Source organism: Sphingobacterium nematocida (assembly GCF_900168125.1).
Lineage (GTDB): Bacteria > Bacteroidota > Bacteroidia > Sphingobacteriales > Sphingobacteriaceae > Sphingobacterium > Sphingobacterium nematocida.
The window spans coordinates 136,834-153,451 of record NZ_FUZF01000012.1 but is presented as its reverse complement, the minus strand read 5'-3'; the positions used below and the strand labels follow the sequence as shown (position 1 = coordinate 153,451).

General features: G+C 39.1%; 17 protein-coding genes and 1 tRNA gene. 12 read left to right on the top strand and 6 right to left on the bottom strand.

Annotation, left to right across the window (positions count from 1 at the left end; translation table 11 throughout):
* Positions 1 to 55: 55 nt before the first annotated feature.
* A complete protein-coding gene (locus tag B5X76_RS13840; protein ID WP_079642830.1) occupies positions 56 to 1,003 on the bottom strand; it encodes an IS110 family RNA-guided transposase in 948 nt (315 codons plus the stop codon).
* Between the two features lie 342 nt (positions 1,004 to 1,345).
* Here B5X76_RS13840 and B5X76_RS13830 point away from each other — a divergent pair, with 342 nt between their 5' ends.
* Positions 1,346 to 1,819, top strand: a complete 474-nt coding sequence (locus B5X76_RS13830) for a DUF4293 domain-containing protein (protein ID WP_079643833.1) — start codon at positions 1,346 to 1,348, stop codon at positions 1,817 to 1,819.
* Positions 1,819 to 2,277, top strand: coding sequence for a hypothetical protein (locus B5X76_RS13825; protein ID WP_245801043.1), 459 nt, complete (start codon positions 1,819 to 1,821; stop codon positions 2,275 to 2,277). Before B5X76_RS13830 ends, B5X76_RS13825 begins: the two co-directional genes overlap by 1 nt.
* Before the next feature lie 36 nt (positions 2,278 to 2,313).
* Here B5X76_RS13825 and B5X76_RS13820 read toward each other — a convergent pair whose 3' ends face one another.
* A complete protein-coding gene (locus B5X76_RS13820; protein ID WP_079643831.1) occupies positions 2,314 to 2,853 on the bottom strand; it encodes a tetratricopeptide repeat protein in 540 nt (179 codons plus the stop codon).
* Positions 2,854 to 3,045: 192 nt separating this feature from the next.
* On the opposite strand from B5X76_RS13820, the gene B5X76_RS13815 reads away from it, so the two are divergent.
* Positions 3,046 to 3,561, top strand: a complete 516-nt coding sequence (locus tag B5X76_RS13815; protein ID WP_079643829.1) for a DUF421 domain-containing protein — start codon at positions 3,046 to 3,048, stop codon at positions 3,559 to 3,561.
* Positions 3,562 to 3,623: 62 nt separating this feature from the next.
* On the top strand, positions 3,624 to 4,298 hold the full coding sequence (gene ung / locus B5X76_RS13810) for a uracil-DNA glycosylase (RefSeq protein WP_079643827.1): 675 nt from the start codon (positions 3,624 to 3,626) through the stop codon (positions 4,296 to 4,298).
* Here ung and B5X76_RS13805 read toward each other — a convergent pair.
* Positions 4,295 to 5,374, bottom strand: coding sequence for a DUF6695 family protein (locus tag B5X76_RS13805; protein WP_079643825.1), 1,080 nt, complete (start codon positions 5,372 to 5,374; stop codon positions 4,295 to 4,297). The genes ung and B5X76_RS13805 overlap by 4 nt on opposite strands.
* Positions 5,375 to 5,379: 5 nt before the next feature.
* Positions 5,380 to 5,850 carry an Lrp/AsnC family transcriptional regulator gene (locus B5X76_RS13800; RefSeq protein ID WP_021071083.1) on the bottom strand — a complete coding sequence of 157 codons (471 nt, stop codon included), beginning with the start codon at positions 5,848 to 5,850 and terminating at the stop codon, positions 5,380 to 5,382.
* 410 nt (positions 5,851 to 6,260) lie between these two features.
* Here B5X76_RS13800 and sufB point away from each other — a divergent pair, with 410 nt between their 5' ends.
* The 4 genes from sufB to B5X76_RS13780 all read left to right on the top strand — a co-directional run bounded on the left by sufB (position 6,261) and on the right by B5X76_RS13780 (position 11,464).
* Complete coding sequence (gene sufB, locus B5X76_RS13795; protein ID WP_079643823.1) at positions 6,261 to 7,712, top strand: Fe-S cluster assembly protein SufB; 1,452 nt, start codon at positions 6,261 to 6,263, stop codon at positions 7,710 to 7,712.
* A gap of 79 nt (positions 7,713 to 7,791) precedes the next feature.
* On the top strand, positions 7,792 to 8,550 hold the full coding sequence (sufC, locus tag B5X76_RS13790; protein ID WP_079643821.1) for a Fe-S cluster assembly ATPase SufC: 759 nt from the start codon (positions 7,792 to 7,794) through the stop codon (positions 8,548 to 8,550).
* A 101-nt stretch (positions 8,551 to 8,651) separates the two neighbouring features.
* Positions 8,652 to 9,959, top strand: a complete 1,308-nt coding sequence (gene sufD / locus B5X76_RS13785; RefSeq protein ID WP_139375318.1) for a Fe-S cluster assembly protein SufD — start codon at positions 8,652 to 8,654, stop codon at positions 9,957 to 9,959.
* Positions 9,960 to 10,198: 239 nt separating this feature from the next.
* Complete coding sequence (locus tag B5X76_RS13780; RefSeq protein WP_079643817.1) at positions 10,199 to 11,464, top strand: MFS transporter; 1,266 nt, start codon at positions 10,199 to 10,201, stop codon at positions 11,462 to 11,464.
* Positions 11,465 to 11,561: 97 nt separating this feature from the next.
* Here B5X76_RS13780 and B5X76_RS13775 read toward each other — a convergent pair.
* Positions 11,562 to 11,634: transfer RNA gene (locus B5X76_RS13775), tRNA-Gly, on the bottom strand.
* A gap of 61 nt (positions 11,635 to 11,695) precedes the next feature.
* Positions 11,696 to 13,243 carry an NAD(P)/FAD-dependent oxidoreductase gene (locus B5X76_RS13770; protein ID WP_079643815.1) on the bottom strand — a complete coding sequence of 516 codons (1,548 nt, stop codon included), beginning with the start codon at positions 13,241 to 13,243 and terminating at the stop codon, positions 11,696 to 11,698.
* A 247-nt stretch (positions 13,244 to 13,490) separates the two neighbouring features.
* Between B5X76_RS13770 and B5X76_RS13765 the strand changes: the two genes are divergently transcribed.
* The 4 genes from B5X76_RS13765 to B5X76_RS13750 all read left to right on the top strand — a co-directional run bounded on the left by B5X76_RS13765 (position 13,491) and on the right by B5X76_RS13750 (position 16,611).
* On the top strand, positions 13,491 to 14,069 hold the full coding sequence (locus tag B5X76_RS13765) for a LemA family protein (protein WP_079643850.1): 579 nt from the start codon (positions 13,491 to 13,493) through the stop codon (positions 14,067 to 14,069).
* Between the two features lie 91 nt (positions 14,070 to 14,160).
* Positions 14,161 to 14,595: a TPM domain-containing protein gene (locus B5X76_RS13760; protein WP_079643813.1), complete on the top strand. Its 435-nt coding sequence runs from the start codon at positions 14,161 to 14,163 to the stop codon at positions 14,593 to 14,595.
* A 25-nt stretch (positions 14,596 to 14,620) separates the two neighbouring features.
* Complete coding sequence (locus B5X76_RS13755) at positions 14,621 to 15,433, top strand: TPM domain-containing protein (RefSeq protein WP_079643811.1); 813 nt, start codon at positions 14,621 to 14,623, stop codon at positions 15,431 to 15,433.
* 50 nt (positions 15,434 to 15,483) lie between these two features.
* Positions 15,484 to 16,611, top strand: a complete 1,128-nt coding sequence (locus tag B5X76_RS13750; RefSeq protein WP_245801042.1) for a TlpA disulfide reductase family protein — start codon at positions 15,484 to 15,486, stop codon at positions 16,609 to 16,611.
* The last annotated feature ends 7 nt before the right edge of the window (positions 16,612 to 16,618 follow it).

The following is a 16,618-nucleotide window of genomic DNA, read 5'->3' as shown; positions in this document are numbered from 1 at the left end:
TATGAACTGTGTTTAAATCCAAACTTAAATTTAATTTTCTCCAAATAATATTCTGTTAGGAGAGCTGTACTTTATACGGTTCCCCTGATTTTGCTATTGCAAATACCTGTTTGATCAGCTTGTTTACCGCTGCTATTATTGCTACCCGATAAGGTTTTCCTTTACCCCTCAACCTTTCGTAGAGATCTTTACAGGCTTTGTTGCATTTTATGGCAGAAACGGCTGCCATATATAATACTTTTCTTACCTGTCCCATTCCCATTTTACAGATATGACCTTTACCTTTCACACTTGTACCTGATTCATATATCCTGGGCGCCAGTCCGAAATAAGATATGACCTGCTTGTAGTTTTTGAACATCCCGAAGCCATCTGTAGCAATGATCAGCATAGAAACACTTCTGGGACCTATACCGGGTACACTTCTGATATTAGAGGCCATTTCTGCGTAGTGCTGTTTTATCAGGATTTCTATCTGGCGCTCTTTCTCCCCAATCCGTTTATCATGGCTTTCAACCTCCTCCGTTATTTCATCATACAATAGCCTATCTATTGTGCCTGCGGCCTCAAAAGCATGCAATTGACTACCTAACATGTGCCTTCTTTGCTTAAGCCCCTCCAGATAAGTTTCCAGATTGCGGATGCTTTGGATTGCTTCAGTTGGAGGTTCCCAGAGCTTAGGACTGGTCATCTGTACAAACGCTGCTATTACCATCGCATCTTTCTTGTCTGTCTTTGCTCTAGACAATCTCATCTGTGCAAACCGGCGTATAACCAATGGATTAACTACTGAAACACGTGTTCCCGAATCATATAAAAATCTTGCCAGCTGGAAGTAATAAGGACCTGTCGCTTCCATCGCAACATGGCTCCCTTGGGTATGCCGAAGCATATCCGTAAAACCTTTACTATTGTTAGCAAACCTGCCCTTGAAAGCTACTTTGCCTTCTTTTAAAACTGCAATGTCAAAATAATCTTTTGAACAATCGATTCCTGTTACCATATTTGTACTAATCGTAAAAAAAGGATTTCAGCAGTTCTTATTATGACTTATCAATCGTAAAAACAGGCTCCTAAGGCCTAATGAACTGTCCAAGTTCGTAATAAGAATGAGAGAAGGGGACTAACATACCGAAGAGTCTTATATGACTAATGACGAACTAAAGTCTTATTCCTTCTCTCTGCTGGATCTTAACCTAAATACAAAACTATATTCTGTATCTGATAATCCTGCTGTTGCTTTACAAACTTACGATGACGGATGCTGTGCGGCTGTTTTTGTGCTCGGTATTCGTGAATGCAAAGCATTTTATATAAGTTTGCGTTATAATAATAAAAGAAAGTTATGATACAACGTATTCAGTCGATTTGGTTACTATTAGCCGCTGTTGTTATTCTGGGTTTATTTATTTTCCCCTATTTGAATTATACAGACCTGGTGGGTTTGGGTAAAAAACTTTTGGTGACAGGATCCTATTCTGCTGTGAATAATGAAAGTGTGAAACAGGAAAGTTATATCCTACAAACGGTAGCTACTCTTGTACTCGGATTTATACCTATTATAACGATTTTTCTATATAAAAATAGAAAGAGACAATTAACCCTAATTTTTGTTGAAATCCTGTTAATATGTCTTTTTGCAGTTTGGTTATTTGTGTCTGCTAATAATACCTTAAGTTTAATCTCTCAATCTTTTGGAGCACATAATATTGGAGTGGGATTCTTTCTGTTACCTGTTGCAATTATCTTTCTTGCGATGGCAATAGGTGGAATTCGTAAAGATGAAAAGTTAATTAAATCGGCAGATCGCCTAAGGTAATGAGAAAGGTTGGGTTACTTATTGCATTTACTTTTTGTTTGAGAACGCTAGTTCTTGCGCAAGAGCCAACAAGAGAATTGTTGGAGATTGATGATATACAGATTGATGTAAAGAGCGCGACTTTGTCCAAAAATGCGGATACGGCTACTGTTGAACTATTTTTGATATCCTATCAAAAAGGCACCCGTGAGTTCAAGCTTAATAGTTTTGCTTCAGGTATTGTTGATTCTGGTGGTAAGACGTATTTATACGACTCTATGCAGATGGGGAAGGTTTTGGTGAAATTGACCGATAGACAGAATTATATACATTATCTGCTGGAGGAAGATGAGCCCGTTAAGTTTATTGTTAAAACAGCAGGGTGGAAAAAACAGTGGGGAAAGCCACAGCAATTTAAATTGGCTTTTGAGGATAGTGAAGAGGAAGGGAAATTTTTAGAAGTAATAATCGATCTATAAATAAAAAAGGCAATCTAATTTAGATTGCCTTTTTGTTTATCTTGAATAGCGGAATTGCTGTTTGTCCATCATAGACATCTGGTCTTTCATCATTTTAATCTGATCGGCCAGTAGTTTGTTTTTGTCTGCTTTTTTTGCTTCCTGTAATAGCTTTTCTGCTTCACGTTTATTTCGCTTAGCCATCATGACACCTGCCAAGCTCAATTTTGCTAAGGCTACATTGTGATCCATATGTAGACCTAGGGAAAGAGCTTTTTTAAAGAACTTTTCTGATTGCATAGGTGCGCGTTGAGACTCAATCAAGCCAAGTAACAAGTGGTAGTATCCGTGTTGTGCATTGATTAATTGAGACTCATAGTTCTTAATCTTATTTAACCATTTTTCTGCATTGGGGATATCTTGTTTTCTAAAATACCATTGTGCAATTAACATATTTTCATTAAAAAATACAGTGACCCACGCAAGTATGGTGATTAAGATGGCTAGTATTCCCCATCCCCACATGCCGAACCAAAAAAGAGCCACAGTACCTATCAATAGGAGGCTGCTTAAAATTATACGTACTAAATTTGACATTTCTCTCTATAACTATTTGAATATGCAAATATCCATTAATTTAAGATGTTATCCAACAGGTTTGATGGATAAAAATGAGTATCCCTTGGAATTTATAACAGAAACGCCCTTTTGGTAAGTGATTTTTAATGCAAGTAACGAACTGAACACCGCATATGTAATTTTTGTCTTATCTTGTATAAAACAAATCTGATGGAAGCGTATTTAAATGTCATTATCCGTTGCGTGGTGGTTTATCTTTTCATGTTGATTGCCATTCGTGTTTTTGGTAAAAAAGAACTATCCCAACTTAATACGGCTGATGTCATCCTGATACTACTCATTAGCAATGCCGTACAAAATGCCATGGTAGGCGAAAACAGCAGTCTTGAAGGCGGACTATTGGCTGCATTTGTGCTTTTTCTGATTAATTTCTTGTTCAAGCGTTTTGTTTTGAAAAATAGGTATTTACAGAAAATCATGGAGCAGAAACCAGAAGTGTTGGTACACAAAGGTAAACCGGATTTCGATATGTTGAGTAGGATAGGGATATCGGCTGATGAATTGTATGAAGCAATGCGCGAGCACGGTGTAGAACATATTAAGGATGTAAAACTGGCCATGTTTGAAGAAGATGGGAGTATTTCGATAATTTCTGGTGATACACATCTGAAACAATCCGTTTATAAGCGAAAGTATAACCATAGGCATTTGAAAGGATCTAATTAATATTTACATCTTTTTGGCGTATCTTTTGGTTAATATAGGGCATTTTAACTAAGTTTGGACGCATGGAAAAACTATTTGACGAGAGCTGGGATAGGGTGTTGAAACCTCTATTTAAGCAGGAATATATGCATCGTTTATCTGCCTTTGTTCAAGAAGAGCGTAAGAACTGTGCTGTCTACCCACCGCAAGATCAAGTCTTCAATGCATTTAAGTTGACCCCATTAGAAAAGGTGAAAGTGGTGATTTTAGGACAGGACCCTTATCATAATATCGGACAGGCACATGGACTCTCCTTCTCGGTGCCTAAAGGTATCGCTCATCCTCCATCACTTAAAAATATTTTTTCAGAACTTACAGTCGATATACCTGGCTTTGTGTACCCTCAGTCTGGCGATTTGACAAAATGGGCGAAGCAAGGGGTCTTATTACTCAATGCTACGCTCACCGTACGGGCACATCAAGCAGGATCTCATCAGAAGCAAGGATGGGAGGTGTTGACTGATCAGATTATTGCAAAAATTTCAGAAGAATTGGAGGGGGTGGTGTTTATGTTGTGGGGAGCCTATGCACAGAAGAAGTCCGTACTTATAGATCATCGAAAACATTTAATATTAAAAGCTGTACATCCATCTCCACTCTCTGTGTATCGCGGTTTTTTTGGATCAAAGCATTTCTCTCAGGCTAATGTTTTTCTGCAAATGAAGGGTAGAGAGGCCATAAATTGGCGGTTAGACTAAGCATAGCGTTCTTGAATATGCTCGTATGTATATTCTTTGATTTCAAGTTGTTTGAGGTGTTTGATATAAATCTTGACACCTTCTTGAAGGATGTGCGTAAAGAGTAGGTGGCTATCGTAAGTGATTTCGAAAGAGATTGTGGGGTCAAATGTTTCATCTGCTTCGCCTAATACGACATATTCGAGCTTGCCTGATGTTGTAAACCTTTTGATTATTAGTTGCTTGTTTTCTTGAGGCGATACCGTATACCAAGCGCCATCTCCTACGCCTCCGAGATACATCGCTTCTTTTGGTACTGTGATTGGTTTGGAACGATAATGTACTGCACCGATAATTTGATCCGTGGGTAGTAAATCTGCTTTAGTCTGAAAGACATTGTCTCCAAGTTGTCGTACAAGGAACCAAAATGATTGGAATCGGTTCATCCGAAAACGTATAAGACCATCTTGGGGAGTATAGGAATAAATCATACGATCATTTACCGTATTTATCAAATTGCTTACTGGACTGCTTTTTATGGTTTCAGGCAAATTAATCATATGCCAGAAATGAAACCGTTGAGAAGACTTTATCAGCATTCTAGTTATAAAGCGAGAACAGTTATTGTTATTACGGGCCACTGCTCCATAGGGATAGGTGCCTTGCATAACACATTGATCCCCGTATTTACGGGCCATGGAAAAGTTTATTCCCTCGACAACGGATAGGAATAACTTTCCTTCCCCATACATTGCTGGTTTTAAAAGTTCGAAATGTTCGACTATTTCTTGGAGGTTACAGATTTTGTTTTCGTGAAATTTGGCAGCTAACTTTATTTCCAATAAAGGGTCCGAGAATTGCGACCGTGCACGACCGTAACCACGTGGAGCAATGTATCTGCCAAAATCGTAAAACAACATGCTGCCATTTTTGCTGTCTACAAGTACTACTCCTGTGTGACCGACTTTGAAGTTGAGATTTTTTACTATACCTATTTTTTTGAAAAACATCATCCACTTTTCGTCACCCCTAATGGTTGCATCAGGCCATGTCAATATTATTGCGAAGTCGTTATAAGGTATAGTTTGCTCTGGCATTCTGTTTAGTATTCTAAAGGTACGATAGGCTCTTTTTTAGAAGTAGACATGATCATCATTGTTTGAAATGTTTTTACAAATGGGATTTTAGCAATCTTTTCCATAATAACACCTTCATATGCTTTAATGTCTTTTACATAGACTTTTAAGATAAAGTCACAATTGCCGGTGACATGATGACATTCTGTAACCTCTGGGATAGCCTTTACTGCTTCTACGAATTCAGGGATAGCATTATGTGTGTGAAAGTCTAGAGAAATTTGAATAAAGGATTTGATTCCCAAACCTAATTTTTCCTCGTCAACGAAGGCATGGTAACTTTTGATAAAGCCCGAGTTTTCTAGCTTTCGTACTCTTTCTAGTGTAGGTGCAGGCGATAAACCAATGTTTGTCGCTAGTTGGAGATTTGTAATTCTTCCATTCTCTTGCAGCAGCCGTAGTATTTTTAAATCTAATTTATCCGGTTGATAAGACATAAGGCTATTTTAGTTCAATTTGTAAACTTAAATAAAATGCTTCGAATTCACGAATACCCTGGGTAAAAAATATAAAGAAGAGCATTCATTTTTGATTACGACGCTTTAAAAATATAACATTAGACGCTGAAAGAAATGTGGTTTTGGTGTAAAGTTTTTTGAGTGCAATGCAATAGTTGTTGGTTATTTAATTAGGAGATGTTTATAGTTTTTAGCTATTGTAATCATTTTTTTGTCAAAAAAGAAACACGAAACTGTTCTGAGCACAAAAAAAGTGATGTTTGTCACAAATTTAGGGAATAACGCTGCTTAATGGAGGAAAATATACTGTTTAATTGCTATTTAAGTCGTAGCTTTGTAGTCCTATAAGAGAGTGGGGGTTGCCTATTCATAAAAGGGAAAAGATTACTATGAGTACCAAAGACGACGAATTACTGAAAGAGCTGGAGCAGGAGGAGTACAAATACGGTTTTACAACCGATATTGAGATGGACATTGCTCCCAAGGGATTGAATGAAGACACTATTCGCCTGATATCTTCAAAAAAGAACGAACCAGAATGGTTATTAGAATGGCGGTTGAAAGCTTTCCAACATTTCTTAAAAATGAAGATGCCTACATGGCAGAATTTTGAAAATCCTGAAGTTGATTTTCAAGATCTTTCTTATTATGCTGCTCCTAAGCCCAAAAAGCTGTTGGAGAGTATGGATGAGGTGGATCCTGAATTGTTGGCTACTTTTGCGAAATTAGGGATTCCATTGGATGAACAGAAGATATTAGCAGGAGTTGTTGCTGTTGATGCGGTTTTTGACTCTGTTTCTGTTAAAACGACTTTTCGTGAAAAGTTGAAGGAAAAGGGAGTTATATTCTGTTCTTTCGGCGAAGCTGTACAAGAATATCCTGAGTTGGTGAAAGAATATTTGGGGACAGTTGTTCCTCAAACCGATAATATATATGCAGCGCTAAATTCAGCGGTGTTTTCTGATGGTTCATTTGTGTATATCCCTAAGGGAGTACATTGCCCAATGGAACTTTCTACTTATTTCCGTATCAACGCACAGAATACAGGTCAATTTGAACGTACATTGATTGTTGCAGATGAAGGATCCTATGTTTCGTACTTGGAGGGATGTACTGCACCGATGCGCGATGAAAATCAATTGCATGCAGCTGTTGTCGAATTGATAGCGATGAAAGATGCTGAAATTAAATACTCTACTGTACAAAATTGGTATCCTGGAGATAAAGAAGGAAAAGGTGGGATTTTTAACTTTGTGACAAAGCGTGGTATTTGTAAGGGGGATAATTCCAAGATTTCTTGGACTCAGGTAGAAACAGGTTCTGCTATTACATGGAAATACCCAGGGGTTATTCTTAAAGGGGATAATTCAGTAGGCGAGTTCTATTCTGTTGCGATGACGAAGAACTTTCAGGTAGCTGATACAGGTACGAAAATGATTCATTTGGGTAAAAATACCAGATCTAAAATCATCTCTAAAGGGATTTCCGCAGGAAGAAGCCATAATAGCTACCGTGGGTTGGTGAAAATCGGTCCGAATGCGGACAATTCGCGGAACTTTACACAATGTGATTCGCTTTTAATCGGAGATCGTTGTGGAGCTCATACATTCCCATACATCGAAAATAAAAGTAAGACAGCAAAGTTAGAGCACGAGGCTACGACTTCTAAAATTGGAGAAGATCAAGTATTCTATTTGAATCAACGTGGTATCGATTCTGAAAAAGCGGTAGGTTTAATTGTCAACGGCTATGCCAAAGAGGTGTTAAACCAGTTGCCAATGGAATTTGCTGTTGAAGCTCAGAAATTGATTGCTATCTCTTTAGAAGGTTCAGTAGGGTAATAAGTAATATAGAACAATTAAAAATAATAATTGAGTTATAGGTCTCAATGCCCAATACTCAATACTCAATACTAAAGTAATGTTAAGCATTAAAAATTTACATGCGTCTATAGAGGACAAACAAATATTAAAGGGATTAAATCTAGAGGTTAAACCCGGTGAGGTTCATGCTATTATGGGACCTAATGGGGCTGGAAAAAGTACCTTGGGCAATGTGCTGGCAGGGAGAGATTCCTATGAAGTAACAGCAGGAGAGGCTATTTTGGATGGCGTGGATTTATTGGATTTGTCACCCGAAGATAGAGCACGCGAAGGTTTGTTTTTAGCATTTCAATATCCTGTAGAGATCCCCGGTGTGTCTAACATCAACTTCTTGAAGACAGCGGTTAATGATATTCGCGAATATAAAGGTTTGCCTCCTATGGAAGCAAAAGAGTTCTTGAGAACAGTTAAAGAAAAACAGCAATTAGTTGAGTTCTCTGCTAATCTGGCGAACCGTTCGTTGAACGAAGGTTTTTCGGGAGGTGAGAAAAAACGTAATGAGATTTTTCAGCTAGCAATGTTGAATCCAAAGTTATCTATTTTGGACGAGACGGATTCGGGATTGGATATTGATGCGTTGCGTATTGTAGCTAATGGTGTGAATCAATTGCGTTCAAAGGATAATGCATTCGTCGTGATTACGCACTACCAACGTTTATTGGACTATATAGTTCCTGATTTTGTACACGTGTTGTACGATGGACGTATCGTGAAGACTGGAACAAAGGAATTGGCGTTGGAGCTGGAGGAGAAAGGGTACGATTGGCTTAAAGAATTGGATACACAAGAGGGCTAATCGGGATATACAACGAAGGCTTTGAATATTGTTTCTAGCCGTTTACAAAAAATAGATCCGCCCAGATGGATTTGGAGATGGGTGGGTTGATAAAAAATAACATGAGTACTATAGTAGCAAATTCTTTATTCGAACAGTTAGCTTCTACTTTTCAAGAGTTGGAGTCGACTAATGAACTTTCATCGCTAAAAGATATACGTAAAGGTGCCTTTGCTCAGTTCGAGCAACAGGGTTTCCCTACGGTGAAAAACGAAGATTGGAAATATACAAATATCCACAGTTTGATCAACAAGACTTACCTGTTGAATGAAGATGTAGATGTTTCCGATTTGGATTTGAGCCAAGCAGATATCCCAGGGTTGGATGCACATCGTATTGTGTTGATCAATGGACAATATGTGCTAGCTTTTTCTTCTTTGGAGGATGAAATTGGTCTGACTGTTAAGCCTATCGAAGAGGCCGCATTAGAGTTGAACTTTCAGAAGCATTTTGCGCAACATGCTGATAAAACAGGAAGTGCTGTAGTAGCGTTAAATACGGCTTTACATACTTCGGGGCTTTATTTGTCTGTCGGAAAAAATAAGGTTGTATCTAAGCCGATTCAGATCGTACACGTAGCAACAGGAAGCAGTGATTTTTTTGCACAAACTAGAAATTTGTATGTCCTAGAGGCAAATGCTGAAGTCGAAATCATTGAATCATTTATTACATTGGCCGGATCTGCAAAGAACCTGCAAAATAAAGTAACGGAGATTGTATTAGACGAAAACGCGAAGTTGCAACATTATTATCTGCAATTAGCCTCAGCGTCGGGTTCATATATTAATCATACAGAGATTTATCAATCAAAGTACAGTCTATATAACAATTACAATTGCAACTTCCCAGGCGCTTCATTTGTTCGTAATGACATCAATGTACGTTTGGATGCAGAAAATGTAGAGTCTCACCTCTACGGCATTAATTTGCTGGCAGATAAACAGTTGGTAGATAATCATACGGTTGTTGATCACATGAAACCACATTGTGAATCCTATGAATGGTATAAAAATATACCGCAAGACGAATCTACCGCCGTGTTTAATGGAAAGATTTTTGTTCGCGAGGACGCACAAAAGACAAATGCATTCCAACAGAATAACAATATGTTGATTGGAGATAAATCAACAGTAAATACTAAGCCTCAATTAGAAATTTTTGCGGATGATGTAAAGTGTTCTCATGGGTGTACTATGGGACAGTTTGATGATGAAGCATTGTTTTATTTGAGAGCAAGAGGTATTGGCGAGGAATCTGCGCGTACATTGTTGGTTCATGCTTTTGCATTTGATGTGACTTCAAGATTCTCTAATGAGGTAATACGAGCTTACGTGGAGGATCTTGTAGCTAAGGGGCTAGATAAAAAGTAATTAATAGTAGTTTAGTTTATATAAAGCGTCTAGGGATTTTTTCTTAGACGCTTTTTTGCATATTGTTATCTGGAGGAGATTCTGATTAAAGGTTTTTTCTTTTCATAGGTATAGATTGTTTTATTGCTACTCATGTATCTTTACGATTGGAATATGCAGTTGAATAGCTTAATCAGGTGGAGTCTGTTTAATTCGTTGCTGCATGAGAAGAGTATAATAAAATAGAGGATAATTTTTTGATGAAAGATCAGAGGTGGTTTCGAACCTATATTTACATTTGGGCTGGACAATTTGTGTCCATGCTTAGTAGTTCGGCAGTCAATTTCGCTGTAATGATATATTTAAGCTTGCATTATAAGTCTGCGGAGGTGCTTGCTTTTTCCGGAATTGCAGGTTTGCTACCGCAGGCACTGATAGGGCCGTTTGCTGGAGTATTTATTGATCGTTGGGATCGTAAGAAGGTAATGATCTATGCCGATGGTTTTATTGCTATCTGTACTTTTTTGATGTCGTTTGCTTTTGTCGAAGGGGAGGCGAATCTAGCGCTCGTTTATTTGCTTTTGGCTTGTCGTTCTGTAGGGTCAGCTTTTCACTCTCCAGCGATGCAGGCTATAGCTCCATTGATTGTTCCTAAAGAGCAACTTTTGCGGGTATCGGGCATTAATCAAATGCTACAATCGGTAAGTAGTATTGCAGGACCTGCTTTGGGAACGCTAGCTATTACCTTTTTTCCGATAGGCAAAGTGTTGTATATGGACGTGATCGGAGCAGTATTGGCAATCACCTCATTGTTGTTTGTAACTATCCCGCGCCTTGTTACAGAGACTTCTAAAGCTAGTATTTCAGGAGTTATTGCAGATTTAAACATCGGTCTACAGGCCATATATAGAAATAAAGGGCTTAGCTTGTTATTTTTATATGCTATGCTGGCCACATTTTGTGTGATGCCGGTAGCGATAATGTTTCCGCTCTTGACTATTGACCACTACGGAGGAGGCAAATGGGAGATGAGTGTTATAGAGGTCATCTGGGGGGTAGGTATGTTGATTGGAGGTGCTTTATTGGGGAGCTCAAAGGTTTCTTTTTCTAAAATAATGTTGGTCAATATGATGCATATTGCCTTGGGAGCAACATTTGTGTTTTCGGGTATATTTCCTGCTGGTTGGTTCTATGGATTTGTTCTAATAACCGGAATTGGAGGGATGTCTATGTCTGTCTTTTCGGCAGCGTTTATGACTATCATACAAGAGCAAGTAAAGGCTGAAATGTTAGGACGTGTGTTTTCCTTATATTTTAGCTTAGCTATTTTACCTAGTATAATCGGTTTATTGTTTACGGGAATTATAGCTGATAAGATCGGCGTAGCAAATGCTTTTATTATATCTGGTGTGGCTATGGGGATTGTTGGGGTCTTATCGTTTATGACGCCTTCAGTAATGCGCTTAGGAGGAATTAAGAAAGATGAAACTGCTGAAAAGCACAATTCTTTGAAAATGGATAGGTAAAGACAGTGTTTTTACAGGTTGTAGTATTTGTGTTATATGGATAATTATCAAAAATAAAAAAAGGTTTTATCGGATATCCTGATAAAACCTTTTTTAGAGCGAAAGACGAGATTCGAACTCGCGACCCCAACCTTGGCAAGGTTGTGCTCTACCAACTGAGCTACTTTCGCTTGTTTTGTGATACAAAAATAAGCTATTTTACTATTCTTGTCAAGAAGAATAGTAAAATACTTATTGTAATCTGTGTATAGCGTCTACACAGTTTATTCCGTCTATAGCAGCAGAGACAATGCCTCCGGCATAGCCAGCACCTTCGGCACAGGGATAAAGACCTTTTATCTCTGTATGTTGCAGGGTGTTAGGGTCACGAGGAATACGTATTGGTGCCGATGTCCTCGATTCGACTCCGACTAAGATCGCTTCGTTCGTATAGTACCCTTTCATTTTTTTTCCGAAGATCGGAAGGGCACCTCGAAGTGCTTGATGGACAAAATCGGGTAGAACTTCGTTGAGGTTGACCGATTTTGTCCCCGGTTTGTACGAATTTAGGGGTAGATCGGTAGAGATTCTATTTTCGACAAAATCGACCATCCGTTGCGCTGGTGCCATTAGATTGCCACCTCCGAATTCGAATGCTTTTTGTTCGACTTGTCTTTGAAAATCTAAAAGTGCAAATGGGTCATGTGCTGTATTTGGAACGTCTTCTAGACTAATCTGTATGACTGTGCCTGAGTTGGCTGTAGGGTTGTTCCTTTTCGATGGCGACCAGCCATTTACCACAATCTCATTCGGATCTGTTGCACAAGGAGCTATAATTCCTCCTGGGCACATACAGAATGAGAAGACACCCCTGCCGTTTACCTGTTCGACCAGACTGTAATACGCAGGCGGAAGGTTTTCGTGACGCGTACTACAATGGTATTGCGCTTGGTCAATTATGCTTTGTGGGTGTTCTATCCGTACACCCAAAGCAAATGGCTTTGCTTCTAAGTGCCATTTCTTCTTCCGGAATAATTCGTAGATATCTCTAGCGGAATGTCCTGTGGCCAGAATAACATGTTTGGTATCAAACCGTTTGCCATCGGCTGTTGAAACAGCTGTGACTTCATCAAATTGGGTATAGATGTCATCTACTTTACTGTCGAAGTGTACTTCTCCACCCATCTCTTGAATACGTTGACGCATATCTTCGATGATATGTGGGAGCTTGTTTGTGCCGATATGAGGACGGGCATCAATGAGTATGTCTTGATCCGCGCCATGCTCGACAAAGATGGAGAGTACTTTGTTTACATCGCCCCTTTTATCGGATCGGGTGTACAATTTTCCGTCGGAGTAGGTTCCTGCTCCTCCTTCACCAAAACAGTAGTTAGATTCTGTATTAACGAATCCTTCTCGATTGATTTTGGCGAGGTCTCTTCGACGCTCACGGACGGGCTTGCCACGTTCCAATACGATTGGTTTCAATCCGAGCTCTAAGCACCGATAGGCTGCGAATAAGCCAGCCGGTCCAGCACCTATAATGACCACCGACCTCGCGTCATCCACTTGTTTAAGGTCTGATTTAAAAGATAAAGGTGCTGGGTCTTCATCAATGAAGAATACTACCCGCACACGGTAAACTACCGTACGAGCACGTGCATCTATTGAGCGTTTGCGAATATATATACCCTTAATCCGTTTACGGTCCACTTTTAATTTTAGGGATCCTTGTTGGATAATATGATTCTCGTCTCGTATGAAGTCAGGGCTTATCGCCAATTCAATCTCTTTCTGCATAGGGTGTTAAGTTGGGTTTTTATCCCACAATAGGTGCAAAAGTAACAATTTAACAGACATATATCTATATTAAAAAGTTGGCATTTGCTTTGTTTCTCTAGTTTGAAATTAAAAAGTAATTTGTATTTTTAAAAAACAAGACTGAAGTTGTCATGCTATTAAGAATCTTATTTCTATATATGAGTGAATTAATTTATGATACCTTTATAGGAGTAGAAAACAAATTATTCTGATGAAAATAGTACACATGAAAAGATTATTAATTGCAATTGTTGGATTATTTACCGCGCTTTCATTTAGCTCTTGCGGTTATAATACCATGGTCTCTAAAGATGAAAATGTTAAAGGAAAATGGGCTCAGGTAGAAAATGCCTACCAACGTCGCGCGGATTTGATTCCTAACCTTGTTTCTACAGTTAAAGGGGCAGCTCAGCATGAGCAGGGAACTTTGACTGCGGTGGTTGAAGCAAGAGCAAAAGCGACATCTGTAACGGTCAATGCCGATAATCTTTCGGAAGAAGCAATTGCAGAATATCAAAAGACCCAGGACGATTTGTCGCAATCCATTGGTAGATTGTTGGTTAGTGTGGAGGCCTACCCTGATTTGAAGGCAAATTCAAATTTTCAAGAGTTGCAAGCACAATTAGAAGGAACGGAGAATCGTATTTCTGTAGAACGCCGATCGTATAATGAGGCTGTACAAGATTACAATACCACAGTAAGAAGTTTTCCAAATAACATTGTCGCAGGAATGTTTGGTTTTAAAGCAAAAGGAACCTTTAAAGCGGCTGAGGGCTCTGATAAAGCACCGACTGTCTCGTTTTAGTGTTTTAAACGAATTTCTTTAAAAGATTAATGTAAGATGGGTATTGCAGGCCAGTATTCATCTTTCTTTTTTGTTATTAAATCTCGGTATTATGTCAATATTGAATACAGAAGAGCAGGAGCAAATTGCTCATGCTGTAAGTAGGGCAGAGAATAGAACCTCCGGAGAGATACGTGTCGTTGTAGAAAATATTGCCGGAGATATGACAGCAATTCAAAAGGCAACACAATACTTTGAGGAATTGGATATGCATAAGACTGTTCTTCGTAATGGTGTGTTAATCTATTTAGCTGTTGTGGATCATCAGTTTGCTATTATTGGTGATATTGGGATTCATAGCCGGGTTTCTGAGGATTTTTGGGAGCTTACTAAAGAGCGTATGTTACCTCATTTTAGGACCGGTGATTTTTTGCGAGGTATTATTGAAGGCGTGCATGAAGCAGGGGAGCAATTACATCATTTTTTTCCAAAACAAGAGGACGATATTAATGAGTTACCGAATGAGGTACATTTCGGTAAACATTAGGTATGTACCCACATAAACTATTTCAATGAGAAATCAGAGAAGAAGCTTTTATTCGTTAGTATTAAAGAAGAGCACATTATTCGTGCTCTTCTTTATCGGAGTATCTGTTGCTGTGGCACAGGATTTTCCTCCAGTATCTAAAACGCTGGTCACGGACTATACGAACACCTTGACATCTGAAGAAATTCAGGCGTTGGAGCGTAAGCTAGTCGCATTTGATGACAGTACTTCCACACAAATAGCTGTTGTATTGGTTAACTCTACGGAAGGTTACGATGTAGCCGATTATGCCGTCCGATTAGCTCAGAAATGGGGAGTCGGGAGTAAGAAGTATAACAACGGTGTTATGGTATTGGCAGCTATTGGGGATAGGGCTGTAACTATTCAGACTGGTTATGGTATCGAAGGCGCATTACCGGATGCTATCGCTTATCGGATTATCGAAAATGATATTAAACCAGCTTTTCGTTCGGGAAACTACTATAGTGGGTTAAATGCCGCAACTAGTTCCATAATTTCTTACACAAAAGGCGAATATAAGGCTGAACCCAAAGATTCTTCAAAATCAGAGGGAGGACGTTTAGGAGGAGTGGTACTTATCATTATTGTTTTTGTTGTAATAGCATTGATTTCTAAGGGCGGTGGTGGTCGCAATAAGGGGCGTCGTATAATTGATGGTAAAGGGTCTTCAGATCTTTTTTGGTGGATGTTGTTGAGCGGATTGGGTGGTGGCTCAAGGGATGATTCTGATAGAGGAGGCGGCTTTGGCGGCGGAGGTGGTTTTGGAGGTTTCGGAGGTGGCGGCTTTGGCGGTGGAGGAGCTAGTGGAAGATGGTAATACTAAAATAGAATTAAGGAACGTTAGTTAAAGTATAGAATATTATAATAATGATGAAGAAAATGTTGATGTGTAGTGTGGCAATATTGCCGACACTAATTTTTGCTCAGGAACAATACACGATAAAAGGTAAAGTCGGAACCCTTAATAGTCCAGCTAAAGTATATATGCAGTATAGAGAGAAGGGGCAAGAAAAACTTGATTCTGCCACTATTTCTAATGGTGAATTTAAATTTAACGGCGTGGTCGACGAGCCCTCGCAGGCTTATTTAATCATTTCACCAGAAGGCAAGGCTCTTCGCCAACTTCAAGGTCCAGATTTTGGGTCCGTGTATCTTTCCAACGGGGTGATTTCTGTTGTTGGGAATACATTGAAAGACGCAAAGGTTTCGGGTAATTCTATTAATGACGAGTTTGCAAAATATCAATCGGCAGGCAAGGAGTTATCTAGTGCTATGGATGCCTTGAATAAGGAGTTTTATGCAGCAAGCGACGAACAGAAAAGTGACGAAAGCTTTATTGCTTCCTTACAGAATAAGGCACAAGAAATCTATGAGAAGCAAGAGGTGATTGACAAAGAGTATATTGATGCGAACCCAAATAGTTATGTCACGTTAACGCTATTGGATGAAAAAATAAGCCCTGAAAATGTTCTTGAGTTGGAAGGTAAGTTTAAAGCGCTTTCGGCTTCATTGAAGTCAACGGCTAAAGGGAAAGCGCTAAGTGAAAAGATTCTATCGATGCGTAAGCTTGCTGTGGGAATGCCTGCTCCAGATTTTACATTGCCAGACACAACGGGAAAAGACATTTCTCTTTCATCACTTAAAGGTCAGTATGTTCTTGTTGACTTTTGGGCATCTTGGTGTGGACCATGTAGACATGAAAATCCTTATGTAGTGGCTGCATATAATAAATTTAAAGATAAAGGTTTTACTGTCTTCGGTGTATCTTTGGATAACCCCGGAAAAAAGGATGCTTGGATTAAGGCTATTGAAGATGATAAATTAGGGCAGTGGCAGCACGTTTCGGATTTGCAGGGGTGGAAATCTATCGTTGTAGAACTGTATGCTATCAAAGGTATTCCGCAGAATTATCTTTTGGATAGGGAAGGAAAAATAGTTGCTTCGAACTTGCGTGGTGAGGCGTTGGAGGCTAAGCTTGCCGAATTGTTAAATTAAAAAAAGG